Origin of the sequence: Flexivirga endophytica (genome assembly GCF_014640635.1) — a bacterium.
Taxonomy (GTDB): Bacteria; Actinomycetota; Actinomycetes; order Actinomycetales; family Dermatophilaceae; genus Flexivirga; species Flexivirga endophytica.
In genome coordinates this window covers 38,916-62,605 of record NZ_BMHI01000005.1, presented here as the reverse complement: position 1 = coordinate 62,605, position 23,690 = coordinate 38,916, and the positions used below count along the sequence as shown (strand labels likewise).

General features: G+C 66.5%; 19 protein-coding genes. 8 read left to right on the top strand and 11 right to left on the bottom strand.

What is annotated here, in order from left to right; all coding sequences use genetic code 11:
• The first annotated feature begins 52 nt into the window (after positions 1–52).
• Entirely contained in the window at positions 53–1,138 is a 1,086-nt protein-coding gene (locus IEX71_RS15560) for a hypothetical protein (protein ID WP_188837982.1), read from the top strand.
• A gap of 76 nt (positions 1,139–1,214) precedes the next feature.
• Here the strand turns inward: IEX71_RS15560 and IEX71_RS15555 are convergent, their stop codons facing one another.
• Positions 1,215–2,264: a quinone-dependent dihydroorotate dehydrogenase gene (locus tag IEX71_RS15555; protein WP_188837981.1), complete on the bottom strand. Its 1,050-nt coding sequence runs from the start codon at positions 2,262–2,264 to the stop codon at positions 1,215–1,217.
• Positions 2,264–3,364: a mannose-1-phosphate guanylyltransferase gene (locus tag IEX71_RS15550; protein WP_188837980.1), complete on the bottom strand. Its 1,101-nt coding sequence runs from the start codon at positions 3,362–3,364 to the stop codon at positions 2,264–2,266. The genes IEX71_RS15555 and IEX71_RS15550 overlap by 1 nt, the downstream gene beginning before the upstream one ends.
• Before the next feature lie 156 nt (positions 3,365–3,520).
• Between IEX71_RS15550 and IEX71_RS15545 the strand changes: the two genes are divergently transcribed.
• The 4 genes from IEX71_RS15545 to IEX71_RS15530 all read left to right on the top strand — a co-directional run bounded on the left by IEX71_RS15545 (position 3,521) and on the right by IEX71_RS15530 (position 9,644).
• The gene (locus tag IEX71_RS15545) at positions 3,521–4,603 is read left to right on the top strand and encodes a glycosyltransferase family 4 protein (protein WP_229749780.1); all 1,083 of its coding nucleotides are present in this window, start codon (positions 3,521–3,523) and stop codon (positions 4,601–4,603) included.
• A gap of 48 nt (positions 4,604–4,651) precedes the next feature.
• Positions 4,652–5,353, top strand: a complete 702-nt coding sequence (locus IEX71_RS15540) for a GntR family transcriptional regulator (RefSeq protein ID WP_188837978.1) — start codon at positions 4,652–4,654, stop codon at positions 5,351–5,353.
• 107 nt (positions 5,354–5,460) lie between these two features.
• Positions 5,461–8,235: a glycoside hydrolase family 84 protein gene (locus IEX71_RS15535; protein ID WP_229749779.1), complete on the top strand. Its 2,775-nt coding sequence runs from the start codon at positions 5,461–5,463 to the stop codon at positions 8,233–8,235.
• Positions 8,236–8,822: 587 nt separating this feature from the next.
• The gene (locus IEX71_RS15530; protein ID WP_188837977.1) at positions 8,823–9,644 is read left to right on the top strand and encodes a putative endonuclease domain-containing protein; all 822 of its coding nucleotides are present in this window, start codon (positions 8,823–8,825) and stop codon (positions 9,642–9,644) included.
• Between the two features lie 416 nt (positions 9,645–10,060).
• Here IEX71_RS15530 and IEX71_RS15525 read toward each other — a convergent pair whose 3' ends face one another.
• The 5 genes from IEX71_RS15525 to trpS are packed head-to-tail and all read right to left on the bottom strand — an operon-like array spanning position 10,061 to position 15,091.
• The gene (locus IEX71_RS15525) at positions 10,061–10,795 is read right to left on the bottom strand and encodes a succinate dehydrogenase/fumarate reductase iron-sulfur subunit (RefSeq protein WP_188837976.1); all 735 of its coding nucleotides are present in this window, start codon (positions 10,793–10,795) and stop codon (positions 10,061–10,063) included.
• Positions 10,795–12,774 carry a fumarate reductase/succinate dehydrogenase flavoprotein subunit gene (locus IEX71_RS15520; protein ID WP_188837975.1) on the bottom strand — a complete coding sequence of 660 codons (1,980 nt, stop codon included), beginning with the start codon at positions 12,772–12,774 and terminating at the stop codon, positions 10,795–10,797. The genes IEX71_RS15525 and IEX71_RS15520 overlap by 1 nt, the downstream gene beginning before the upstream one ends.
• 10 nt (positions 12,775–12,784) lie before the next feature.
• Complete coding sequence (locus IEX71_RS15515) at positions 12,785–13,513, bottom strand: succinate dehydrogenase cytochrome b subunit (RefSeq protein ID WP_188837974.1); 729 nt, start codon at positions 13,511–13,513, stop codon at positions 12,785–12,787.
• A gap of 49 nt (positions 13,514–13,562) precedes the next feature.
• Complete coding sequence (locus tag IEX71_RS15510) at positions 13,563–14,078, bottom strand: 2'-5' RNA ligase family protein (protein ID WP_188837973.1); 516 nt, start codon at positions 14,076–14,078, stop codon at positions 13,563–13,565.
• A complete protein-coding gene (gene trpS / locus IEX71_RS15505) occupies positions 14,075–15,091 on the bottom strand; it encodes a tryptophan--tRNA ligase (RefSeq protein ID WP_373284659.1) in 1,017 nt (338 codons plus the stop codon). Before trpS ends, IEX71_RS15510 begins: the two co-directional genes overlap by 4 nt.
• A gap of 213 nt (positions 15,092–15,304) precedes the next feature.
• Between trpS and IEX71_RS15500 the strand changes: the two genes are divergently transcribed.
• A complete protein-coding gene (locus IEX71_RS15500) occupies positions 15,305–16,099 on the top strand; it encodes a DeoR/GlpR family DNA-binding transcription regulator (RefSeq protein ID WP_188837971.1) in 795 nt (264 codons plus the stop codon).
• Positions 16,100–16,134: 35 nt separating this feature from the next.
• On the opposite strand, the gene IEX71_RS15495 is transcribed toward IEX71_RS15500, so the two are convergent.
• Positions 16,135–17,625: a peptidoglycan DD-metalloendopeptidase family protein gene (locus tag IEX71_RS15495; protein WP_188837970.1), complete on the bottom strand. Its 1,491-nt coding sequence runs from the start codon at positions 17,623–17,625 to the stop codon at positions 16,135–16,137.
• A gap of 90 nt (positions 17,626–17,715) precedes the next feature.
• Here IEX71_RS15495 and IEX71_RS15490 point away from each other — a divergent pair, with 90 nt between their 5' ends.
• Both IEX71_RS15490 and IEX71_RS15485 read left to right on the top strand, forming a co-directional pair.
• Positions 17,716–19,233: a S10 family peptidase gene (locus IEX71_RS15490; protein WP_229749778.1), complete on the top strand. Its 1,518-nt coding sequence runs from the start codon at positions 17,716–17,718 to the stop codon at positions 19,231–19,233.
• Positions 19,233–20,204: a glycosyltransferase family 4 protein gene (locus tag IEX71_RS15485; RefSeq protein ID WP_188837969.1), complete on the top strand. Its 972-nt coding sequence runs from the start codon at positions 19,233–19,235 to the stop codon at positions 20,202–20,204. Before IEX71_RS15490 ends, IEX71_RS15485 begins: the two co-directional genes overlap by 1 nt.
• Positions 20,205–20,324: 120 nt before the next feature.
• Here the strand turns inward: IEX71_RS15485 and IEX71_RS22860 are convergent, their stop codons facing one another.
• The 3 genes from IEX71_RS22860 to IEX71_RS15470 form a co-directional block, all read right to left on the bottom strand.
• Positions 20,325–20,984 (bottom strand): glycosyltransferase family protein, encoded by a 660-nt coding sequence (locus tag IEX71_RS22860; protein WP_373284658.1) that lies wholly within the window; start codon positions 20,982–20,984, stop codon positions 20,325–20,327.
• A gap of 337 nt (positions 20,985–21,321) precedes the next feature.
• On the bottom strand, positions 21,322–22,524 hold the full coding sequence (locus IEX71_RS15475) for a glycosyltransferase family 4 protein (protein WP_188837967.1): 1,203 nt from the start codon (positions 22,522–22,524) through the stop codon (positions 21,322–21,324).
• Complete coding sequence (locus IEX71_RS15470; RefSeq protein WP_188837966.1) at positions 22,517–23,617, bottom strand: glycosyltransferase family 4 protein; 1,101 nt, start codon at positions 23,615–23,617, stop codon at positions 22,517–22,519. Before IEX71_RS15470 ends, IEX71_RS15475 begins: the two co-directional genes overlap by 8 nt.
• Positions 23,618–23,690 lie beyond the last annotated feature (73 nt).

The following is a 23,690-nucleotide window of genomic DNA, read 5'->3' as shown; positions in this document are numbered from 1 at the left end:
TGCGGCTGTGGACAACCCGTCTGCTCGGTCCCGCTGCGGCAGGCTTTCGTGGATGTCAGTCGCTCACTCCACACAGCCCGGCCCATCTGTCGACAGCGCTGAAGCGGCCCGGGTGGCGCGTCGCGAGCACCTCCAAGCCTGCGCCGATCGTGTCCGCCGCCTACGCGGACAACTCGCCGCCACCTCCGCCGAACGTCTTCGCTTGGTCGGCGCGCCTTCTGCCGCACCGTGGACGCGGCTGCGGCAGCGCGCTTTCGCCACCTGCGACCCTGCCGCACTGGACCACAGCGACCGCCTCGTTCTGATGGCGCTTGCCATGCAGGCTGCTGCCACGACACCTCGAATCTACGTCCATGGCACCGCGAATGCCGTATGGCGTCTGCCGGTGATCGGCCCTCAGTCAGAGTTGGTCGAGTTCGCCCGACCACCCGACGCCACGGGCCGGTCGCCCCAAGCGCGACGCCGACGGACTGCGATGGTGCCAGATGCTGTGGACGTAGGTGGCCTCTCGGTTTCCGGCCTGGACCGGACGATCATCGACCGTGCCCGCTACGAGAGTCTGGAGTCGGCGCTGGCGACGTGTGATTCGGCGCTGCACCTCGACCTCGTCGAACAATCCGCACTTCTCGCGCAGATCCGGGCGTTGCCGAGTCGATCTCGGGGCTGCCGGATGGCCGAGCTCGTTACATTGCTGGCGGATGGGAAGGCCGAGTCTCCGCTCGAGTCCCTCAGTCGAACCAGGATGTTCCAACTCGGGCTGCCGATGCCGGAGCTGCAGGTGAAGTTCTACGACGCGTCGGGTTTCATCGGGCGGGTCGACTTCTTCTGGCCGCAACTCGGCATCGTCGGCGAGGCAGACGGCCGGATGAAGTTTCGCGTCACCGAAGGCCAGACGGGCGATGCGGCTGAAGAGGCAGTATGGCGCGCCAAGCGCCGGGACGACCGCTTGCGACGGCACCCGGACGTTCGCGAGGTCGGCCACTGGGACTGGGGTGAAGCATTGGACTCCGGGCGTTTCGCCGCCGTGCTGGGTGACCTCGGCGTCCGGCCGGTCCGTGGCATCGACTGGCCGGTGCCGGATGGCGCGCTGCCTCGGAAGTCTCGGCACATTTCCGTGATCGAGCGGCATACCAAATGATTGAGCGGCAGCCCGATATGTGCGATTTCGGTATGCCGGTCGATCCAGGGGTATGCCGCTCGATCAGAAGGCACGGTCAGGCGAGGGCGCGGTTCAGCTCGGCGACCAGTGCCGGGCCGCGGTAGATGAAACCGCTGTAGACCTGCACCAGCGAGGCGCCGGCATCGATCAGGGCGCGGCCGTCGTCGGCGGTCATCACTCCCCCGACACCGATGACCGGCAACGGCGAGCGCTGCGCGATCCGCCGCACCACGTGCCGGGCGCGGCGGGTCAGCGGTGCGCCGCTCAATCCACCGGCCTCGTCCGCGAGCGGCAGGTCAGCGTCGGCGATGCCGTCCCGGGACAGGGTGGTGTTGGTGGCGATGACGCCGCTGGCGTCGGCCCGTTGTGCCACCTCGAGCACGTCGTCGAGCGCGCCGTCGGTCAGGTCGGGCGCGATCTTGACGAAGATCGGCGTGCGGGAACGGGCCGCGGTCGCGGTCACGAGCTCGGCGAGCAACTCCGCCAGCGGCTCCTTGTCCTGAAGCGACCGCAGGCCAGGGGTGTTCGGGCTGGACACGTTGACGGCGAAGTAGTCGGCGTGCGCGTCGAGCAGCGCGAGACTGGTCAGGTAGTCACCAATCGCGTCCTCGACGGGCGTGACCTTGGTCTTGCCGATGCTGACGCCGATCGGTATGCCGATGGGGCCCGCCGCCGCGAGGCGGTCGGCGAGCGCCCGGGCGCCGTTGTTGTTGAAGCCCATCCGGTTGATGATCGCGTCGCTGCCGCGCAACCGGAAGAGTCGTGGGTGCGGGTTGCCGGGCTGGGCCTGTGCGGTCACGGTGCCGAGCTCGATGTGCCCGAACCCCAAGTGTTTCCAGACCTTCACGCCCACGCCGTCCTTGTCGACGCCGGCCGCGAGGCCGACACGCCCAGGGAAGGTGATCCCTGCGACCTCAACAGGGTTGGCCGGTTGCGGCATACCCAGCCCGAGCGCTCGTATGGCGGAAGGGTGCTCACCCAGTTGCGCCATACGACGCAGGGTGAGGTGATGCGCGGCTTCGGCGTCGCCGCCGCCCACCCGGAAGAGGACGGGTCGGACCGCGGAGCGGTAGCCGGCGTCGAGCGCCCAACTGGGCAGGCCCATCAGATGAGCTCGCCGCGGCCGCCGGACTTCAGGCGTTGCACGACGCTCTTGACGTCCTGCGCGCGCTCGCGATTGGTGACCAGCAGTGCGTCGGGGGTGTCGACCACGATGATGTCCTTCACGCCGAGCGTCACGACGACCCGGCCGGACCGCGGCGCGATGACGCCGGTGGTGTCCTCGGCCACGACGTCCCTGGCATCGCCGAGCACCTTGACGCCGTCGATCGATTCGGTGAGCAGCGACCCGAGCGAGTCGAAGTCACCCACGTCGTCCCAGTCGAAATGACCGGGTATGACGGCGACGCGACCGTCCGCTGCAGCCGGCTCGGCGAGGGCCTTGTCGATGGCGATCTCGGTCAGCCGCGGCCACAGCTCGGTCAGTCGCAACGGGTTGTCGGCGATGGCGCGCAGGTCGCTGGCCAGACCCGGTTGGTAGTGATCGAGCATGTCGAGCAACATGCTCGCGCGGAAGACGAACATGCCTGCGTTCCAACGGTATTCGCCGCTGGCGAGATAGGCACGCGCGGTGTCGACGTCCGGCTTCTCCACGAACGAGTCGACGCCGTGCGCAGTCGGCGCACCTTCGACGTCGAGCGTCGCGCCCAGCTTGATGTAGCCGAATCCCGTTGCCGGCCCTTTGGGTTCGATGCCGATGGTGACGAGTTGGCCGGTGCGGGCGACCGCGACGGCCTCGCGGACGCTGGCACGGAACGACTCGTCGTCGCGGATGACGTGGTCGGCGGCGAACGACCCGATGATCGCGTCATGATCGCGCTGCTCGATGATTGCGGCCGCCAGCCCGATCGCGGGCATCGACTCACGCGGGGACGGCTCGACCAGCAGGGAGTCGATGCCGAGTTCGGGCAGCTGCTGGCGAACCTCGGGCGCGTGGCGCAGGCCGGTCGCGATCAACAGCCGGTCCTCGGACAGCGGTGCGAGCCGATCAACGGTGCCCTGCAACAGGGACCAACCCGACCCGGTGAGGTCGTGCAAGAACTTCGGCGATCCGGAGCGCGACAACGGCCACAACCGGGTCCCCGAACCGCCGGCCGGAATGACGGTCCAGAACCCGTCGATGGGCCCGCTCTCCTGCGTCGACATGGCAACAAGCTAATGCACGTTCGGCGCCGATCCTTCAGGAGGCTGAAACTGGCCCCCTCTGCGCGCTTGTTGATTCGAGTTCACGGGCCCGGACACTCGCCGTTCACGTGCCGGCCACCTGGGGCGAGGACGGTATGAGACGTGAGAGTTGCGATCGTGACCGAATCCTTCATCCCGACTTTCAACGGCGTGACCACCACCGTCTGCCAGGTGCTGGACCGCCTTGCCGCGACGGGCCACCAGGCCATCGTGCTGTGCCCGGGTCCTGCGCCGGCGACATACCGCGGATTCCCGGTGCAGACGGTGCGCGGTGTCACCGTCGGCGGGCTGCGGCTGCGCGGCCGGACCGCGGAGCTGGAGCGGCACCTGACCGCCTTCGCCCCCGACGTCGTGCACGTCGCGTCGCCGCAGGGCCTCGGCACCCGCGGGCTGAATGCCGCGGATCACCTGAACATTCCGAGCGTCGCGGTCTTCCAGACCGACGTGTCGGGTCGCCTCGCACACCCGTCGGCCAAGTCGCTGTCGCGCGCGTTGTCGGTCGCCGGTATGACGCTGGCGCCGAGCTCGGCCGCGAAGCAGCTGCTGATCGACAGCGGCGTCCCCCGCGTCGGCCACTGGGCGCGCGGAGTCGACACAACCGTCTACCACCCGAACCGCCGCAACAGCGAGCTGACCCGCGAGCTGCGCCAGTGCCTGGCGCCGCACGGCGAGACGATCGTCGGGTATGTCGGCAGACTGACCCAGGACAAGGAGTTGCACCGACTGACCGAGCTCGCGGACCTGCCCGGCGTCTCGCTCGCGGTCGTCGGTGACGGGCCCGATCGCGGGCGCCTGGAGCAGCTGCTCCCCCGGGCGTCGTTCCTCGGTCACCGGCAGGGCATGGAATTGGCCGGCACCCATGCGGCCTTCGACATGTTCGTGCACCCCGGGCGCAGCGCGATGTTCGGGCAGACACTGCAGGAGGCGATGGCCTCCGGCGTGCCGGTCGTCGCGGCCGCGGCAGGCGGCCCGCTCGACATCGTGCGGCCGGGCGTCACCGGACTGCTCTTCGACCCGAACCGGTGCGGCGCACTGCGGGAATCCGTCGGTGGGCTGCTCGCCGACCCGGAGATGCGCGCGCGGATGGGCCGCAGCGCGCGCACCAAGATCGAGCACCGCGGCTGGGCGACCGCCGTCGACGAGTTGGTCGGCCGGTATGGCGCAGTGACCGCTGCGTCATACGCTCGCCGCGTCGCCTGATCGGGTGCAGCACGGCGCTCCGCGGCGCCGATGGGCGATCATGACCCGGTGAGCGACCTCCAGGACGGTTCGAAATATGCCCGCATCAGCGCTGCCCTCCGAGTGCAGGTCGAGGAGTTGACGCCCGGTCAGGCGCTGCCGTCCGAACGCGAGCTCGCTCAGGAGTGGGGCGTCGCACGAATGACGATCCGGCGGGCGCTGGCCGAGCTCGTCAATGCGGGACTGGTCCGAACCGTGCACGGTTCCGGCTCCGTTCGCGCCCCCGAGCCGGTGTCGTTGCGGATCCAGCTCGGCTCCTTCGCGGCCGCGCTGCGTGCCCACCATCTCGACCCGCAGACCACCATCCTGCAGGTGAGCGCCGAGGTGGAACCGCCACCGGCGGTGCGGGACTTCCTCGGCAGCGAACACGGGGTGATCTGCGTGCGCCGGTTGCGTCACGCGAACGGCACCCCGCTGGCGCTGGAGTGCACCTGGCTGCGAGCGGACCTGCTGACGATCGACGAGGCCCGGCAGCTGACCGGCAGTCTCTACGACCATCTGGCACGTGAGGGGCGGCAGCCGGACGCCGGCGAGGAGTCGGTGCGCGCGGATCTGCCCGACGCCGACGAAGCGCAGGCGCTGCAGGTTCCTCCCAGCCGGCCGGTCTTCCGACTCACCAGGCGGGCGCGGCTCGCGGCGCAACCGGTCGAGTATGCCGAGGCGGTGCTCCCCGCCGACCGGTGCGAGCTGTGGTTCCCACTCACGCCCTGAACCGCATCGCGCGCGGGGCACTACGGCGTCCCGAACTTCGCTAGCGTTCGACGGACAACTGGTCTAGACCTCTCCCCTGGACCACTGCCTGAGGAAGGAACGTCACGGTGACCCCACTCATCCCCCGTCCCGCCCCGCTCGCCCACCGTCATACCGCCCGCCGGAAGGTCGCCGCGCTCGGCACCGTCACGGCGGTCGCGTTCGGCATGACCGGCGCCGAAGTCGCGTCCGCCCACGCATCCAGCGAAACCCCCACAGCAACAACACAAAACACTCTTCCGACCGTTTTCCCCGCCCCGCAGGAGATGCATGCCTCCGGCGCACAGGTGCCGCTCAGCGGCAGGGTCCTCATCGTCACGGGTGAGGACCCGGACGCCCCGACGGTCGATCTCGTCAAGCAGATCGTCACCCGCGCCGGCGGACAGCCGGTCGTCTCGCCGACCGCGAGCGGCGGCGGCAAGCGCATCTACCTCGGCACGGTCGCGAGCAACCCGGCGATCGACGACGTCGCAACCGAGCTCGGCACGAAGGACGCCACCGGCCTGAAAGCGGACGGCTACGTCCTGGCCAGCGGGTTGTATGACGACACCCCGACCGTCGTGCTCAACGGTGTCGACCAGCGTGGCACGTATTACGCGGCACAGACGCTCCGACAGCTGGTCACGCACAAGCAGGTGCCCGGCGTCACCATCCGCGACTGGCCGCTGATGTCGATCCGCGGCGCGATCGAGGGCTTCTACGGCATCCCGTGGTCGCACCAGGCACGCCTGGACCAGATGGCGTTCTACGGCAAGCACAAGATGAACACCTACATCTACACGCCGAAGGACGACCAGTTGCTGCGCGCGAAATGGCGCACGCCATACAGCGGTGCCGCCCTGGACCGGATGAAGGAACTGGTCAAGACGGCGAACGACAACCACGTCGACTTCACCTTCGCACTGTCCCCCGGCAACGACATCTGCTACTCGTCGCAGACCGACTTCGACGCGACGATCAAGAAGTTCGACCAGTTGCGCGCGCTCGGCGTCCGGTCGTTCTACATCGCACTGGACGACATCCCGCTGGAGTTCCACTGCGCCGCGGACAAGGAGAAATATCCCGACAACGGTGACTGGCACTGGCTCGCCGACGCGCAGGCGGACTATCTGAACCGCATCCAGAAGGAGTATGTCGAGCCGAACCACCTGGCGCCGCTGCAGACCGTTCCGACCAACTACAACGGGTCCGGCCCGGATCCCTACAAGGGCGAGTTCGGCAAGCGGCTCAACGACGACGTGCTGGTGCAGTGGACCGGCGAGGGTGTCTTCTCGGACACGATCACGGCGGAGTCGGTGCAGCGCGCGAGCACGTCATACAACACCGACCACCTCTACATCTGGGACAACTTCCCGGTGAACGACGGCAAGCGGGGGCGTCTCTTCCTCAACCCGCTGACCGGGCGCGCGCCCGACCTCTACAAGTACATCGACGGGTTCACCTCCAACCCGATGATCGAGCCGTATGCGTCGATGCCGGCGCTGGCCAACTACGGCGACTACACCTGGAACGGTCCGAAGTACGACGCCGATGCCTCGATGTCGGCGGTGCTGGACGAGCTGGCCGGGCCCGATGCCGGCACTCGCGAAGCGCTGCGAACCTTCGCAGATCTCAACCAGGAATGGCCCTACCGGCCGAGCACGCAGAAGGCGCCCGCTCTGAGCAAGGACATCGCGGCGTTCTGGCAGGCGCGTTCGGACGGCGATGCGACCGGCGCCGCCGCGCTGACCAGGCGGCTCACCGCGATCGTCGCGCTGCCGGAAAGTCTCAGCGGTATGGCGCAGCCCGGCTTCACCGGTGACGCCGGGCCGTGGATCAACGCTGCTGCGAAGTGGGCGACCGCGTTGCAGCACCAGATCGCGATGCTCGATGCCCTCGACGCCGGGGACGGCGCGAAGGCGGCACGCGAGTACTTCGCCGCGCAGCACGCGATCAACGATGCGAAGAAGCCGACCGTGCCGGACCAGGGATCCGACGGTCAGCCCGAGCCGGACCAGATCGTGCCGTCGGTCGGTGACGGAGCGTTCGAGGCGTTCACCAAGAAGGCGAACCAGGAGTTCATCGCCTGGCTCGGCGCGAAACCCCTTGACACCGCGACGTATCCGAGCACACCCAGCACCTCGATGGGGACGTACTCCAGCTACAAGATCGGTCGTATGACGGACGACGACCTGTCGACCTACTACTGGTCCAACGCCGCGCCGTCGGTCGGCAGCAACGTCGCGGTCGACCTCGGCTCGGTGCGAACGGTCGGCAACGTGGTGGTCCGCCAGTCCGACAGCGACACCCAGACCGGCGACATGATCTACCACGCGGCACTGGAGTACTCGACCGACGGCCAGAACTGGACGACCGCAGGCGAATTCGACACCCAGCCGGTGGTGCGTCATACCTTCGACACCCCGGTGCAGGCGCGCTACGTGCGGCTGCGGGCGACGGCGCTCAACCCGGGCGGCAAGTGGGTCAAGATCCGTGACTTCGCAGTCGCCGCGAGCACGCCGGTGTCCTCGAACCTGCCTGCCACCAACGGCACCGGCGCTGCCGATGCCTTCGATGCCGAGCTGACGACGGCGTACCAAGCGGCGTCGAAACCGGTCGACGGGTCGTTCATCGGGCGGACGTATGACGATCCCGTGTCGTTGCAGGAGGTTTCGGTCGTCGGCAGCGGTGCCGGGGAGCTGCAGGTGCAGCACGACGGCACCTGGTCGACGGTCGGCACGCTGGCGGCGGGTGCGTCATACGCCCGCGGTGACGTGGACCCGAGTTGGCAGGTGACGGGAGTGCGGATGCTCTTCACTCCAGGCTCCGACGCGCCGGTGATCAACGAGCTGGTCGCACGGTAGGCGCCATACAGGAACAGGGCCGGTCGGAAATCTCCCGACCGGCCTTGTACATGGGTCTCCCCAGTGTCGGGTCCTGCACGGCCCGGCACCGCCGTACCGGTCATACCTCTCCCCAGTGTCGGGTCCTGCACGGCCCGGCACCGCCATACCGGTCATACCTCTCCCCAGTGTCGGGTCCTGCACGGCCCGGCACCGCCATACCGGTCATACCTCTCCCCAGTGTCGGGTCCTGCACGGCCCGCGCCCTGTCAGCCGCTCACGCGCCTCCCCAGTGTCAGCGCACGAACGGTCCGCGCAACGAATACCGACACATCTCGACCCTGGGGAGACTCGTGTACGCCCGGTCCAGCAGAACAAGTGCATGCCTCGACACTGGGGAGACTCGTGTAAGCCGACAGGTCACCGACAACCCGGCAGCACCTGTGGACAACTTCTGCGCCGTATGACGATCACCCGCCAACCTTGGGGAGATGTCCGAGACTTTCGATCCACGAGTTCCGTTCCGCAGTGCATCCGGACGGAAGCAGGGCCTGAGCCGACGGGAAATGACCGGCAAACGTTTTCGCCGCGTACACCGCGACTGCTACGTGTCCGCCGAGCATGACCTGGACTTCGAGACCCGGGCGCTCGCCGCGCTCGAGATGGTTCCGGGAGCCTATGGCCTCAGCCACCAGAGTGCTGTCACCTGGTGTGGTGGCATCGCACCGGACACACCCGACATACATCTGGCTGTTCCCCATCGGTTGCGATGCGAGCTACCCGGCATCCGAGTGCACCGCTACCGCACGGCGCCGCTGCTCTGGACGCGCCGCGGAGTGAGGGTGACGGCTCCGGCCCAGACCTTCACCGATCTCGGGGCGACTACTGACCTCGTGGACCTCGTCGTCGCCGGCGACTCGCTGGTCCGCCGAACTTCGGTCACTCCCTCCGAACTGGCGGCATTCGCTCGGCAAGCGCACTCGAACGGTGTCGGACGAGCACGCCAGGCAAGTGAATTCGTCCGAGCCGACGTCGATTCCGCCCAGGAATCTCGCTCGAGGATGCTGATCGTGCTGGCCGGTCTCCCGGAGCCCACCGTCAACCTGCGTTTCTACACCGCGGAAGGGGCCCTCCTTCGGCGCATGGACATGGGCTACAAGGCGATCAAAGTCGCAGTCGAGTATGACGGGCGCCAACATATCGAGCGAAAAGCCAATTGGGGCGCGGACATCGGCCGGCGCGAGTACTTCGAGGGCCTTGGGTGGCGGTTCATCATCCTGATCGCGTCAGACATCTGGACCATCCCAGGGAGGACTGTCCGGCGTGTGCACGACATCCTCGGTGAGCGTGGGGCCAAGCTAGGCCCGGTACACGACGATTGGCGGCTCCATTTCCCCGACCGCGGTGGGTTCGACGTTGAGTCGGCCTGAACACAACTCTCCCCGGTGTCGGTGGGTGCGCGCTGACCGGTAGTACGACCGGTCATGCCTCTCCCCTGTGTCGAAAAGCGACCGGCGGGCCTGGCGCACGCGGGCCGTTCTCGACACTGGGGAGACTCAGGTACACCCAGAGCCACCAAACCCGCACGCACCCCGACACCGGGGAGACTCAGGTACACCAGAGCCAGCAAACCCGCACGCACCCCGACACCGGGGAGACTCAGGTACACCCAGAGCCACCAAACCCGCACGCACCCCGACACCGGGGAGACTCAGGTACACGCGGGTATGCCTCAGGACAGGCTCCATACAGAAGGAAGGGCCGGCTGGGAGATCCCAACCGGCCCATCCTGTGGGACGACAGCCGCCGCACCTTCAGCCGCGCGATGCGGGCGCGGCTCGATGACTCAGCTCTTGGCTTTGATGAAGTCCCGGTTGAGCTGGCTGATGACGTTCAGCGGGATCTCCTTGGGGCACGCCGCCGAGCACTCGCCGAGGTTCTGGCAGCCGCCGAAGTCCTCCGCGTCGTGCTGGTTGATCATCTTCACGACCCGCGAGTCGCGCTCCGCCTGGCCCTGCGGCAGCTCACCGAGGTGGGTGATCTTGGCTCCGAGGAAGAGCATGCCGGAGGCGTTCGGGCACGCGGCGACGCACGCACCGCAGCCGATGCAGGTCGCGGTGTCGAAGGCGCGGTCCGCCTTGTGCTTCTGCACCTGCAGGTTGTTGGCCTCGACCGCGGCACCGGTCTTGACCGAGATGTAGCCGCCGGCCTGAATGATCCGGTCGAACGCCGAACGGTCGACGATCAGGTCCTTCACGAGTGGGAACGCCTGCGCGCGCCACGGCTCGATGGTGATCGTCTCGCCGTCGCTGAACGAGCGCATGTGCAGCTGGCAGGTCGTGGTGACCTCCGGCCCGTGCGCCTCGCCGTTGATCATCAGCGAGCACATGCCGCAGATGCCTTCGCGACAGTCGGAGTCGAACGCGACCGGCTCCTCGTCCTTGGCGGTGAGGTCCTCGTTGAGCACGTCGAGCATCTCCAGGAAGGACATGTCCTCGGAGACGTCGTTGACCGGGTAGGTCACCAGTTCGCCTTGGGCGTCGGGCCCGGACTGGCGCCAGATCTTCAGTGTCAGGTTCATTACTTGTAGCTCCGCTGCTTCAGCTGGATGAAGTTGTAGACGAGGTCTTCCTTGTGGAGCACGGGCGGCTCGAACGTTCCTTCGTCGCCACCGGTGAACTCCCAGGCGGCGACATACGCGAACTTGTCGTCGTCGCGCAACGCCTCCCCGTCCTCGGTCTGGGACTCGGATCGGAAGTGACAGCCGCACGACTCGGTGCGGTGCAGGGCGTCGATGAACATCAACTCGGCGAGCTCGAAGAAGTCGGCCACCCGGCCTGCCTTCTCCAGCGACTGGTTGAGGGTCGTGGCCGATCCGGGCACCTTGACGTTGCGCCAGAACTCCTCGCGCAGGGACCGGACCAGGTCGATGCCCTTGCGCAGGCCTGCGTCGTTGCGCTCCATGCCGCAGTATTCCCAGACGATGTTGCCGAGCTCCTTGTGGAAGGAGTCGACGGTCCGATCGCCGTTGATCGACAGGAGCTTCTCGATGCGGTCCTCGACCGTCTTGCGAGCCTCCAGCACCTCCGGTGCGTCCTCGGCGACCGGCTCGAACGGGCCGCTCGCCAGGTAGTCACGGATGGTGTTGGGCAACACGAAGTAGCCGTCGGACAGGCACTGCATCAGCGACGAAGCACCCAGTCGGTTGGCGCCGTGGTCGGAGAAGTTGGCCTCACCGGCCGCGAACAGCCCCGGGACGGTGGTCTCCAGGTTGTAGTCGACCCACAGGCCGCCCATCGTGTAGTGGACCGCCGGGTAGATGCGCATCGGCACCTCATAGGGGTTCTCGCCGGTGATCTGCTGGTACATGTCGAAGAGGTTGCCGTACTTCGCCTTGACCGCTTCCTCGCCCATCCGCTCGATCGCGGAGGCGAAGTCGAGGTAGACGCCGCGGCGGAAGTCGCCGACCTTCGGACCGACACCGCGGCCCTCGTCGCAGACCACCTTCGCCTGCCGGCTGCCGATGTCACGCGGCACCAGGTTGCCGAACGCGGGGTATTTGCGCTCGAGGTAATAGTCGCGGTCCTCCTCGGGTATGTCGCGAGGATCCTTCTCGACGTCGTCGCGGCTCTTCGGGACCCAGATGCGGCCGTCGTTGCGCAGCGACTCACTCATCAGGGTGAGCTTGGACTGGTAGTCGCCCGCGACCGGGATGCAGGTCGGGTGGATCTGCGTGTAGCACGGGTTGGCGAAGTAGGCGCCCTTGCGGTGCGCCCGCCAGGTGGCCGTGACGTTGCAGCCCATCGCGTTGGTCGACAGGTAGAAGACGTTGCCGTAGCCGCCACTGGCCAGCACGACCACGTCGGCGAGGTGCGTCTCGATCTCGCCGGTGACCATGTCACGCGCGATGATGCCGCGCGCCTTGCCGTCGACGATGATCACTTCGAGCATCTCGTGGCGGGTGAACTGCTCCACGGTGCCTTCGGCGACCTGGCGCTCCATCGCCTGGTAGGCGCCGATCAGCAACTGCTGGCCGGTCTGGCCACGGGCGTAGAACGTGCGGGCCACCTGCACACCACCGAACGATCGGTTGTCGAGCAGGCCGCCGTAGTCGCGCGCGAACGGCACGCCCTGAGCGACGCACTGGTCGATGATGTTCGCGCTGACCTCGGCCAGGCGGTAGGAGTTGGACTCGCGGGAACGGTAATCGCCGCCCTTGACCGTGTCGTAGAAGAGGCGGTAGATCGAGTCGCCGTCGTCGTTGTAGTTCTTGGCGGCGTTGATGCCACCCTGTGCGGCCACCGAGTGAGCCCGACGCGGGCTGTCCTGGTAGCAGAACGATTTCACGTGGTAGCCGGCCTCGCCGAGTGTGGCGGCGGCGGCGCCGCCGGCCAGTCCGGTCCCGACGATGATGACCGACAGCTTGCGGCGGTTGGTCGGGTTGACGAGTTTGTTGTCGAACTTCGCCTTGGTCCACATCTCGGCGATCGGGACGTCGGGAGCCCGCGTGTCCTCGATCTGGTCGCCGAGCGAGTAGAGGTTGTCGATGAGTTCAGGCATCTGGCAGTCCTTACTTGATTCCGCCGAAGGCGATGGCGAGCGGCGGGATGACGAAGCCGACGGCGACGACCAGCGCGACCACGACGGCGACGATGTTGGCGATGGTGCGGGCGCGGACGGTGGAGGTGAAGCCCAGCGTCTGCGCGGCACTCCAGATGCCGTGCCGCAGGTGCATGCCGAGGGCGATCATCGCCAGCACGTAGATCAGTGTCAGCCACCACACGTTGAAGCTGTGCACGACCAGCATGTATGGGTCGTGCTTGATCGCCGCGCCGTTGCCGCCGTCACCCACGTTGATCTTGGGGTTGGTGAACTCAAGCAGGTGCCAGATCACGAAGAGCAGCAGGAAGGCGCCGCCCCAGCGCATCCACCGGCTCGAGAACGAGCGGGCGATCGATTTCTTCACGGCGTACCGCTGCGGGCGAGCAGCCTTGGCCCGCTTCCAGAGGACGACGGCGCTGTAGACGTGCAGCACGACGCTGATGCCGAGCACGACCTCGATGATGGTGAGGAGCCCGTGTCGCGGGAGCATCGGTTCGCCGATGGTGCGCAGGTGCTCGGAGTACTCGTTGAAGGCCGCATGGCCGTCGAAGAGCTTGTAGAGATTGCCGTACATGTGGGCAATCACGTAGAGCACGAAGATCACGCCGGTCACAGCCATCAGCGTTTTGAGGAAGATCGTGCTTCCCTGTTTGCCGGTGCGGACTCGAGGCGGCTTGGAGACGGTTGAGGTAGCCACGGGCTTCAGGTTACGCCGCAAAGTACCTTGACATCGAAATAAGGTTCACCTAAGCATTTGCGAGCGGCCAGGTGGACACGGAGCGCCATACCTGATCGGCTCCGTGCTCGTAGAGATCGAAGCCCGCAACCTCGAAACTGCGCTCGTATGACGACAGTGCGGCGAACGCGTCGTCCAGCGCCGCCTCGGGGACGCCGTGGGCGATCGTGACGTGCGGGTGGTAGGGAAACGCCAGCTCGCGCTCGACCGGGCCGGAGCGCACGGCGAGCTCGAGCTGCTCGCAACTTGCGATGCCTTCGGCGACCGCCACGAACACCACCGGTGAGATCGGCCGGAAGGTGCCGGTGCCGCGCAGCGTCATACGGAAGGGCGCGACCGACTCCGCGACGGCCGCCAGGTGGGAACGCAACGCGTCCTCGGCGGCCGGCTCGACGGGAGTCGGCGGCATGAGCGTGACGTGCGGCGGCACGGCATGGGCCAACGGGTCGTCGGCCTGCTCGCGTGCATCCTGTAACTCGTCCGCGTAGGGCTGCGGGATCGGAATGGAAACGCCGATCGTCTTCATCGGGCGGTGTCCGCCAGCGGGATGAATCCGACTGCGGCATAGGCCCTTTCGAGCACGACGCTGGCGACGGAGCGAGCACGTTCAGCACCCTTGGCCAGGATGCGGTCCAGCTCGGCGGGGTCGGCGAGCAGCTCCTCGACCCGAGCCTTGAACGGCGCCTGCACGTCGGCGACGAGAGCGGCGACGTCGGTCTTGAGGGCGCCGTACTTGTTCTCCCCCGCATAACGCTCGACCAGTGCCTCGATCGAGTCGTTGGACAGTGCGGAGTGGATGCGCAGCAGGTTGGCGATGCCGGGCTTGGCCTCGATGTCGTAGCGGACCTCGTTGTCGGTGTCGGTGACCGCCGACTTGATCTTCTTGGTGTTGGCCTTCACCTCGTCGAGCATCATCAGGTTGCCGTTCTGATTGTCCGCCGACTTGCTCATCTTCGCCGTCGGCTCCTGCAGCGACATGATCTTCGCCGTGCCCTCGGGGATGTGGCCGTCGGGTATGACGAACGTGTCGCCGTAGCGGGCGTTGAAGCGCTGCGCGAGGTCACGGGTCAACTCCAGGTGCTGGCGCTGGTCCTCGCCCACCGGCACCGACGTCGCCTCGTAGAGCAGGATGTCGGCCGCCATCAGCATCGGATAGGTGAACAGGCCGACGTTGGTGCCTTCGGTGCCGCGCTTGGACGACTTGTCCTTGAACTGCGTCATCCGAGCGGCCTCGCCATACCCGGTGATGCAGTTGAGCACCCATGCGAGCTGGGAGTGCTCGGGGACCTGGGACTGCACGAAGACCGTCGAGACCTCGGGGTCGATGCCTCCGGCGAGGTACTGCGCCGCCGTCACCCGGGTGCGCTGTCGCAGCTGCTCGGGCTCGGGGTTGACGGTCAGCGCGTGCTGGTCGACGACGCAGAAGAACGCGTCGAAGTCTCGCTGCATGCGGACCCAGTTGACCTGTGCGCCAAGGTAATTGCCCAGATGCAGCGAGTCGTGCGTGGGCTGCATACCGGACAGGATCCGTGGCGTCATCCGTGAAGCACGACTGCTGGGCCCGCTGCTGGGCGACGTTTCGCTCATGGAAGGTACGTGCTCTCTTTCTGTGCACTCGAACCGGATCGCGGGCCAGTCTCTCACTCCGACACGAACGATTCAGCCGTCGCCCACCTCCGACTGCACAGAAGGCGCTTTGTTTGAACGTGTTTAGTATCGTTTGGAAACCCGGTGCATCGAAGGAGGGCCACCATGCTCGCGCGTCAACGGCAGGAGCTGATCGCGCGAGCCGTGGAGGAGCACGGCGGGATCCGGGTGTCCGAGCTCGTCGCCGAGCTGAACGTCAGCGACATGACCATCCGGCGCGACATCGAGACACTGGCCGGCAAGGGCCTCGTGCGCAAGGTCCACGGCGGTGCCACGCGCGCCGATCGCAGTGCGGACGAGCCGGGCTTCACCGCCAAGTCCGAGATGCACCCGCAGCAGAAGTCCGAGATCGCCCGCACCACTGCGGAGTTGATCTCGCCCGGGTCGTCGGTCGCTGTGTCGGCCGGGACCACCGCGTATGCCGTCGCCCAGGAACTGCGCCACATCAAACGCCTGACGGTCGTGACCAACTCGCCGCCCGTCGCCGAGCTCCTCTTCGACCCCGAGGACAAGGACCGGCTGGTGGTGTTGACCGGGGGCGTCCGGACTCCGTCGGACGCGCTCGTCGGTCCGGTCGCCAACGAGATGCTCGCGACCGTGCACGTCGACACTCTCATCCTCGGGGTGCACGGTATCGACATCGATGCCGGCCTGACGACGCCCAATCTGCAGGAAGCACAGACCAATCGCGCGCTGATCCGCTCGGCGAAGCACGTCGTGGTGGTGGCCGACCACAGCAAGTGGGGCACCATCGGGCTGTCGACGATCGCAACGCTGGACAAGATCGACACCTTGGTCACGGACGCCGAGCTCGACGAGCCGGCCCGGCGGGAGATCAGCAAGCAGCGCGTCAACCTGATCATCGCCGCGCGGGACGACGCACCCTCGGCCTCGAGCTGAGCCTCAGCGCCATACGGCGTGGTGCTGCTGCTTCGTCAGTGGCCGGATCCCACCGGAGGCTGCGTCAATCGCCATACCTCGAAGATGTGCTTGCTGTGCTGGGCATCGGCATAGCTCAGGTGTGTCACCTGCAGTTGCGGGTTGCGTGCCGCGACGCCACGCTGCGACTGCGGGTCGGTCACGAGCATCACGAAGCCGATGTGGTTCGGACCGAGATAACTGTCCTCGAAGATCAGGTCACCGGGCCGTGCGTCACCGGGCCGGACCCGTGTGCCGTGTCCGGAGGCCAACCACGCGCGTTGCTCCTGGGCGGTCCGCGGCAGCCGGACCCCGACCTGTGCGTATGCCGCCTGCACGAACGACGAACTGTCCCAGGCGTCCGGCCCGTCGGCGCCGAAGCGGAACTTGTGGCCGACCTTGCTGTCGGCCCAGCGCACGGCACCGGCGGCCTGCGCCGTGCCGGCCGGCTGGGGCGCGTCCGCGCACGCGATGCCGCCCGACCCTTCGGCATACGCACCCGCGTAGTGGAGCACGTCGTTGACGTACCACTGCGCGTGGTTGTAGCTGAACAGCGCCTGCCGGACCCCCGCGGCGCCCTCGGTCGCTCCCCACGCGCGCAGTGCGTTGGCGGCCGAGTAGACGCTGTCGGCGTCGTTGCGTATGTCGACACGTCCATCGCCGTTTCCGTCGACGCCGTAGCGCGCGAAGGTGCCCGGCATGAACTGCATCACCCCGACCGCGCCTGCCGACGAGGTGTGGTTGTTGCGTCCGTGCGCGGTCTCCTCCATACCGACCCCGGCGAGCAGAGGCCAGGGCACCTCATACTTCTGACCGGCCCGCAGATAGAGGTTCATCAGGCTGTCCGGCACGGACAACGCGGACTGGTTGATGCTGTTTTTCCGCGGTGAATCCGCTGATGGCAGAGCGACATTGGCCACCATCGCCTTCGGCGCGGCACCGGTCAGCGGTGCACCCCGCTGGGCCATGAACGGCACGGGGTTGATCGGCTTCCCGTCCTGGTGGACCTCGAAGTGCAGGTGTGGTCCGGTGCTCGCACCCGTGGACCCTTCCTGCCCGAGCACCTGACCCGCATAGACCTTGGTGCCGGGTTTGATGTTGTCGGCGATGTGGGCCATGTGCCCGTAGAGGGTCTGTATGCCGGCGGCGTGCTGCAGCGTGACCTCGTTGCCCAGACCGCCGTAGGGTCCGGCGCGCAGCACGGTGCCGGCGTTGGCGGCGACGACGGGTCCGGGACCCGGTTGCATAGCGAGATCGACGCCCGCGTGCAGCTGGTAGCGGTGCGAGATCGGGTTGTCACGATCCCCGAAGGGTGAGGTGATGATGTAGCGCTGCTGCGCCGGAGCACGCCACCCGGTCTGGCCCGGAACGCAGCTGCTGGCGCCCGGGGGCCCCGATGACCCTGTTGCCTGCGCGGGTGCCATGGGTAACGCGACGACCATGGCTGCGGCAGGCAGCACCGCAATCAGTCGCAACCATGACCGTCGGGCCAGTGCACCAGAGCGCATACCATGCCTCGTTCTCTCCCCGGACCACGATGATATGAGCGAGTCAACCGTGCCGACCAGTTCTTGCAGTGGCTGGTTAACATCAGGCTGGTGAACGATGAGCCGACAACACCGACGTCCACCGGCCCCGAGACCGCACCCGAGTCGGCGCCCGATCCGAGCGACACCTTGGTGCGCCGGTCCCACACGTTGACCACGGCGACCGGTCCGATCCGTTACACGAGCGAGTCCGGCACCGTTGTGCTGCGTGCCGACGAGTTGAAGGACGACGTGTGGCGCGGCCGCAAACCGGTGGCGGAGGTCGCCGTCACGGCATACACCCTCGACGACGCGGATCCGCGGGAGCGTCCGGTGACGTTCGCGTTCAACGGTGGCCCGGGCAGCTCGAGCCTGTGGTTGCACATGGGGCTGCTCGGCCCACGCCGGGTGGAGATGGGCGATGCCGGAGATCTGCTGCCGCCGCCATACGACCTGGTGGACAACCCGGAGACGTTGCTCGCCACGAGCGACCTGGTCTTCATCGACCCGGTCTCGACCGGACTGTCGCGAGTGGTGAGTGGCGGCAAACCGAAGGACTTCCATGGATTCACTGCGGACATCGAGTCGGTCGGCGAGGTGATCCGCACCTGGGTGACCCGTGAGAACCGTTGGCTGTCACCGAAATTCGTCGCCGGCGAGTCCTACGGCACGACCCGCGCGGCCGCAATGGCGCAGCACCTGCAGGAGAAGCTGGGGATGTATCTCAACGGCCTCATGATGATCAGCAGCGTGCTCGACTTCGGCACGGCCAACTTCGAGCACGGCAACGACCGGGCCCATGCGCTCTACCTGCCGTTCTACGCGGCGACCGCTCATTTCCACGGCCAACACGGCGACCGGCCGCTGCGCGAGGTGCTCGACGAAGCCGAGGAGTATGCCGCGCGTGACTACCCCTGGGCGTTGTCGCGCGGCAACCGGCTCACCGACGCCGAACGAGCCGAAGCGGTCACCCGCCTGGCGGGGCTGACCGGCTTGAGCGAGGACTACGTCGACCGGGCGGACCTGCGGATCGAACACTGGCGCTTCTTCGGCGAGTTGTTGCGCGAGCGAGGTATGACGGTGGGTCGTCTCGACTCCCGCTTCACCGGCCTGGCCGCGAGCCGGATCGCCGAGAACATGGACGCCGACCCAGCGATGGACGCCATCACCGGACCGTATTCGGCGACCTTCCAGCACTATCTCGGCGCTGAACTGGGCGTGACCAGCGAGCAGGTCTTCCACGCAATCAGCGAGGACGTCGGGCGAGACTGGAGCTTCAAGGAATTCGAGAACTCCGCGGTCTACGTGATCGACCGCCTCGCCCGGGCGATGCGCCAAAACCCTCATCTTTCAGTGCATTTCGCATATGGCTACTACGACGGCGCGACGCCGTACTTCTGCGCGATGGACGACGTCGCGCGCCTCGCGCCGGCCCTGCTCCCCCGCCTCGAGCACCACTTCTACGAGTCCGGCCACATGACCTACGTGCACCAGCCCACGCGCGTGCAGCAGAGCGCGGACCTGGCCGAGTTCGTGCTTCGGCACAGCGGACACGCACAACGTGAATCGTCGACCGCGGAGCAGGCGTGATGGCGACTGTGTTGTCTGTTTCGTGGACGTGGCCATTCGGTGACCCACCAAGCGATTTCGACGGACAGATCGTGAAGCGATCAATGACGTGGGGCATGTCGCGGTCTCGATCACGGCTTCGGATCCTGCCGGACGCCCTGCGACTCGCACGATCTGCGCGCCAATCCGATGCTGTTGTTCTGTGCACGATAGGGATCGAGGCAGCCGTGCTCGCTGGCATCGTCAAGATGGTGTCACCGAGGTCGAAGGTCTTCGTCTTCGATTTTCTCGCCCCGCGCCGAGACCTACCAACGCTGATTCGCAGGCCGTTGCTCCGACTTATCGATCGGTTCTTGATCATCCGTAGTGGTGACGCCGCGATGTTGCAGCGCCGGTTCCAAGTGCCGCTGGATCGGACACGATTCATCCCGTGGCCAGTGCTTCCCGAAGTGCTCCCGGAGAGTCCCGACGAGGGTGATTACGTCTATTCAGCGGGTTGGGCACATCGAGACTGGCCGACGCTCGTACGTGCCCTCGAAACGGTGCCGGTGCCGGCGATCCTAGCGCCAGGACGCTCTCTCGATATCCCGACCAACCTTCTGGATCGGATCCGCGTGCGGCCGACAATGCCGAGCCCCGAAGACGGTAGAGCGCTCTGCCGCGGCGCGAAGATCGTCGCAGTAATCATGCGTGACACCGAGCTTCCGTCCGGGCCGCTCGTGCTGCTCGATGCAATGGCGGCCGGCAAACCTGTGGTCGCCACTTCCGCCAACGGCACCCGCGACTACATCACAGATCGCGTGACTGGTTTAGTAGTCCCGCCAGATGATTCGGCAGCCCTCTCGGAGGCGCTGCGAGAACTGTCCGTGGATGAAGAGTTGCGGCGGTCCCTGGGCCGTGCCGCACGTCGCTACGTCGCTGAAACGAATTCTCTCGAGAAATTCTGGTTCAACCTCCGCAACGCACTGCCACCAAACCACGACCTTGAATAAAGACGATGACTCAGTCATTGAATGAGGATGAACAGCCGCAAAATACCTCAAATGCGACCTTCGCATCGTTCACCATATGGCGGCCGCTCCTGGCGAGATATTCACCGGTTATCCGTCAAACTAGAGACCCCACGCCTTAAACAAATCCCCGAAGCGCCGATCCAATGAATGTTCCGCAATAACTCGCGCGTGCCCTTTTTTGGCAATCGCTTTCGCCCTCTCAGGTTCGTGAATAGAGCGGCAGACGTGCGCCACGAGTTCCTCCGCGTCCGACCAGAGCAGCATCTCCTCCCCTGGCTCAAAAAAGTCCGATGCCCTCTCGTTATCGGTGACTATCAATCCCCCCGCTCCGCCAATTTCAAAGACACGTGGACTAACTCCTGAATTCCCGCTTCGATGACCGTTGACACAGATCCGGCCGCGAGCCGAGATCGCGACGGACTCCGGCAGAGAGACATCGCCGCGCAAGCGAACGTTCGACGAAGGCTCTGTCCATTGCGGCCACGTGCGGCCCACGAGTTCAACGCTCAGTCCGGCTTTCCCGAGGGCAGACGCGGCGCCCCGTCGACTCGGATATGCAGCACCAAGGATGAGAGGGCAATCAGACCAATTCGGACTCTCCGAAACGCGAATCGGCGCATACCCCTGCGGCACGTATGCGACATCCGATCCGACTAGGCGGCCGAGCGCTGCGACCTGTCTCGCATTGAACGTTGCCACGCAGTCGAATGCCCCAAAGGACAACCCCGAGGTTGGCAATGTCTCAATTTCGTCCAGCATCCGGAGCCCAACCATCCTACATTTTTCGCGTACGGCATCGAGTATTTCGTCATTTACAATACTGTGTGAATTTACGAACAACCCGAGATCGAAGCTGTCTTTCTGTCGCCCGATCCACTTTCGTAGGGCAACTTGTTCAGACCACATGTAATGGCGTCTCGCGCCAGCAATATTCGGTATTCGAACATGCACGACCCTTCTGAGACGCGTCACAGCATCATACTGATTGAGCCCAACGTAGACGTGAACTCGATGGCCGCTCTGCGTTAGGGAACGCACGTATGAATCTGCATATCCCCGGTATCCGATGGCAATTAGTAAGATTTTCAACGCTCTCCTATCTTCCGATGGGCCGGCAGATGCGCGGCGGCCTCGCGGAACAGGAGATCGCCCGCCATACGAGGCGCATGCTCTCGGCGGACCGAGCGATCGAATAGGTATCGACCACCTCAGGCTGGACGCGAGTGGCCAAGCGCTGTGCGGCCATAGGGTCCCTGAGAACGCGCAACAACGCGTCGCGCAGCTCCGCTACGCCGCCAGGTTCAACGAGTTGCCCTCGACGTGAATCTGGCGATGGCTCAACAATTTCGGTCGCTCCTCCGCCGCGGGTCGCCACGATCGGCACGCATCGGGCCATGGCCTCGGTGATGACCTGACCGAAGGGTTCGGGCACGGTCGCCGCGTGCACCGCAACCGTCAGCAGGTCCAGCTCAGCGCGGGTGTCCGGCTGGTGGCCGACCCAGGTGATGGCGTGATCGACTCCGAGGCGTTCAGCCTCGGCGCGCGCCTCGGCCTCGTACGACTTCTCCCCGAAGAGCGCACCACCGACGATCCGTACGCGAGCCGTCGGATGCCGGCGCAAGACGTCCGGCAGCGCGCGGATCAGCACCAGCTGTCCCTTGGTCGGACTGATACGGCCGATCATGCCGATCACCGGCGGGCCATCAGGCAGCTCGGATCGCACACGGATCTTCTCCGGCACGAGTCCCGGATAGACGACCGTCGGCGCCGATCCGCAACCTGCCGTATCAGCGGTGGCCCGTGAGTTCGCGACGACCGCGGCCGGCACGTGCCGGAACGCCGCGCGCATCGGGCCGACGATGCGCCTCGGGAGGTATTCCGCAGCCACCCGATCGTGCAGGTGCCACAGCGCCGGGATCCTCAGCAGCTTCGCCGCCGGGGTGGCGATCGCCATCGCCTTGAAGGTGTTCGCCCACAGCAGGTCGACGTGTTGGTTGCGCAACCACGGCAGCAATCTCGCTGCGTATGACGCCGTCGCCGGCCCGACCCGAGCAGCGGCGCGCATGCCCGCCGCTGAATGACGATCGATCCGCACGATGTCCGATCGCATCGGACGGACGTGCACCTCGACGCCTTGCTCACGCAACACTCGGCCTAGGTCGCCGTCTTCGAAAAGCAAGGCCTGCACGTCGAATTCGTCGGCCAGCAGTGGGATGAGGCGGGCAACGCCGAGCTCGTTGCCGCCGAGCCGGGCCGTGTGGTTGACCAGCAGGACCCGTGGCCTGCGTCCGTCAACCACGACCGACCCGGTCGTAGATGGCGAGGTATCGCTCAGCGATCGCCCGCCAGGACATCGTCTCGGCGTGCGCACGCACCTGGTCCGGGGCGACCGGCCGAGCGTTCGCTTCGATCATCGCGCCGGCGAGCGCTTCGACGTCGGTCGGGTCGACGCCCCAGCCGATGCCACCGGTCGCGTCGGCGAGCCCGCCGTTGGTGCTCCACACGACCGAGCGGCCCGCAGCCATCGCTTCGAGTGCCACGATCCCGAACGGCTCGAGACGACTCGGCACGACAGCGACCCGGCATCCTTCGAGCAACCGTTGCACGCCTTTCCGATCCAACGCACCGGTGAATTCCACTCCTGGACCGGCGATTTCGCGAAGGTGTGGTGACTCCGGTCCATCACCGCCGATCCGCAGGACCGCGTCCGGCACGGTCTTGCGCACCAGCGCGAACGCGCTGATGAGCAGGTCAAGTCCCTTCTGCGGCACGTGACGACCCCATGCGGCATACACCGGGGACCCCGGTAGAGCGGTCACTGTCCATTGGCTCACGTCGACCCCGTTGGGGACGACTTCGCAACCGGAGAAGCGCGGCGCCACTGTCGCGGCATCGTCGCCGGCATGGCGCGAGCACGCGGTCAGCGCGTCAGCGCGTCGTGCACCCGCACGCAGCACCGCACGCATCTGCGAGCTGCGTTGGTAGACCTGCGCAGCGTCCATCGTGACTTCGCCCTGGGTGGTAATGACCAGCGGAACCCGGCGCAGCGTGGCGTATGTCGTGAGCGTCGCGACCTGGTTGGCGGCGCACTGCACATGAATGACGTCGGGGGCCGGCCCGAGTCGGCGCAGCACGCCCAGCTGCCGTCCCATCGAGATCGGGTAGCCGGCGATCAGTGCGGGTCGGCGCCCCGGCAGGTCGAACGGAACGCGCGCGACCCGCACTCCCTCGACCTCGTCGTGCTCGGGCAGGCCCTCGGGGTGGCGGTGCACGATGACCGACACCTCGTGCCCGCGCCGTTGGTATTCACGCGCAAGTTGCAGGGTCAACTCCTCCACCCCGCCGCGTGCGGGGAAGAATGCACTGGGAGCCAACCAGATCCGCTTCGTCATTCGGGCTTGCTCCCCTTGCTCACGCCTGACCCGTCCCACAAGGACTTCTTCTGCGGAGTCTGACAGGCAGCAA

Bases quoted from the DNA above. Each gene is read 5' to 3' on its own strand.
- IEX71_RS15560 (WP_188837982.1), top strand. From the start codon at position 53: ATGTCAGTCGCTCACTCCACACAGCCCGGCCCATCTGTCGACAGCGCT.
- IEX71_RS15555 (WP_188837981.1), bottom strand. From the start codon at position 2,264: ATGGGCCTGCCCAGTTGGGCGCTCGACGCCGGCTACCGCTCCGCGGTC.
- IEX71_RS15550 (WP_188837980.1), bottom strand. From the start codon at position 3,364: ATGTCGACGCAGGAGAGCGGGCCCATCGACGGGTTCTGGACCGTCATT.
- IEX71_RS15525 (WP_188837976.1), bottom strand. From the start codon at position 10,795: ATGAACCTGACACTGAAGATCTGGCGCCAGTCCGGGCCCGACGCCCAA.
- IEX71_RS15520 (WP_188837975.1), bottom strand. From the start codon at position 12,774: ATGCCTGAACTCATCGACAACCTCTACTCGCTCGGCGACCAGATCGAG.
- IEX71_RS15510 (WP_188837973.1), bottom strand. From the start codon at position 14,078: ATGAAGACGATCGGCGTTTCCATTCCGATCCCGCAGCCCTACGCGGAC.
- trpS (WP_373284659.1), bottom strand. From the start codon at position 15,091: ATGACGCCACGGATCCTGTCCGGTATGCAGCCCACGCACGACTCGCTG.
- IEX71_RS15500 (WP_188837971.1), top strand. From the start codon at position 15,305: ATGCTCGCGCGTCAACGGCAGGAGCTGATCGCGCGAGCCGTGGAGGAG.
- IEX71_RS15495 (WP_188837970.1), bottom strand. From the start codon at position 17,625: ATGCGCTCTGGTGCACTGGCCCGACGGTCATGGTTGCGACTGATTGCG.
- IEX71_RS15485 (WP_188837969.1), top strand. From the start codon at position 19,233: ATGGCGACTGTGTTGTCTGTTTCGTGGACGTGGCCATTCGGTGACCCA.
- IEX71_RS22860 (WP_373284658.1), bottom strand. From the start codon at position 20,984: ATGCTGGACGAAATTGAGACATTGCCAACCTCGGGGTTGTCCTTTGGG.
- IEX71_RS15470 (WP_188837966.1), bottom strand. From the start codon at position 23,617: ATGACGAAGCGGATCTGGTTGGCTCCCAGTGCATTCTTCCCCGCACGC.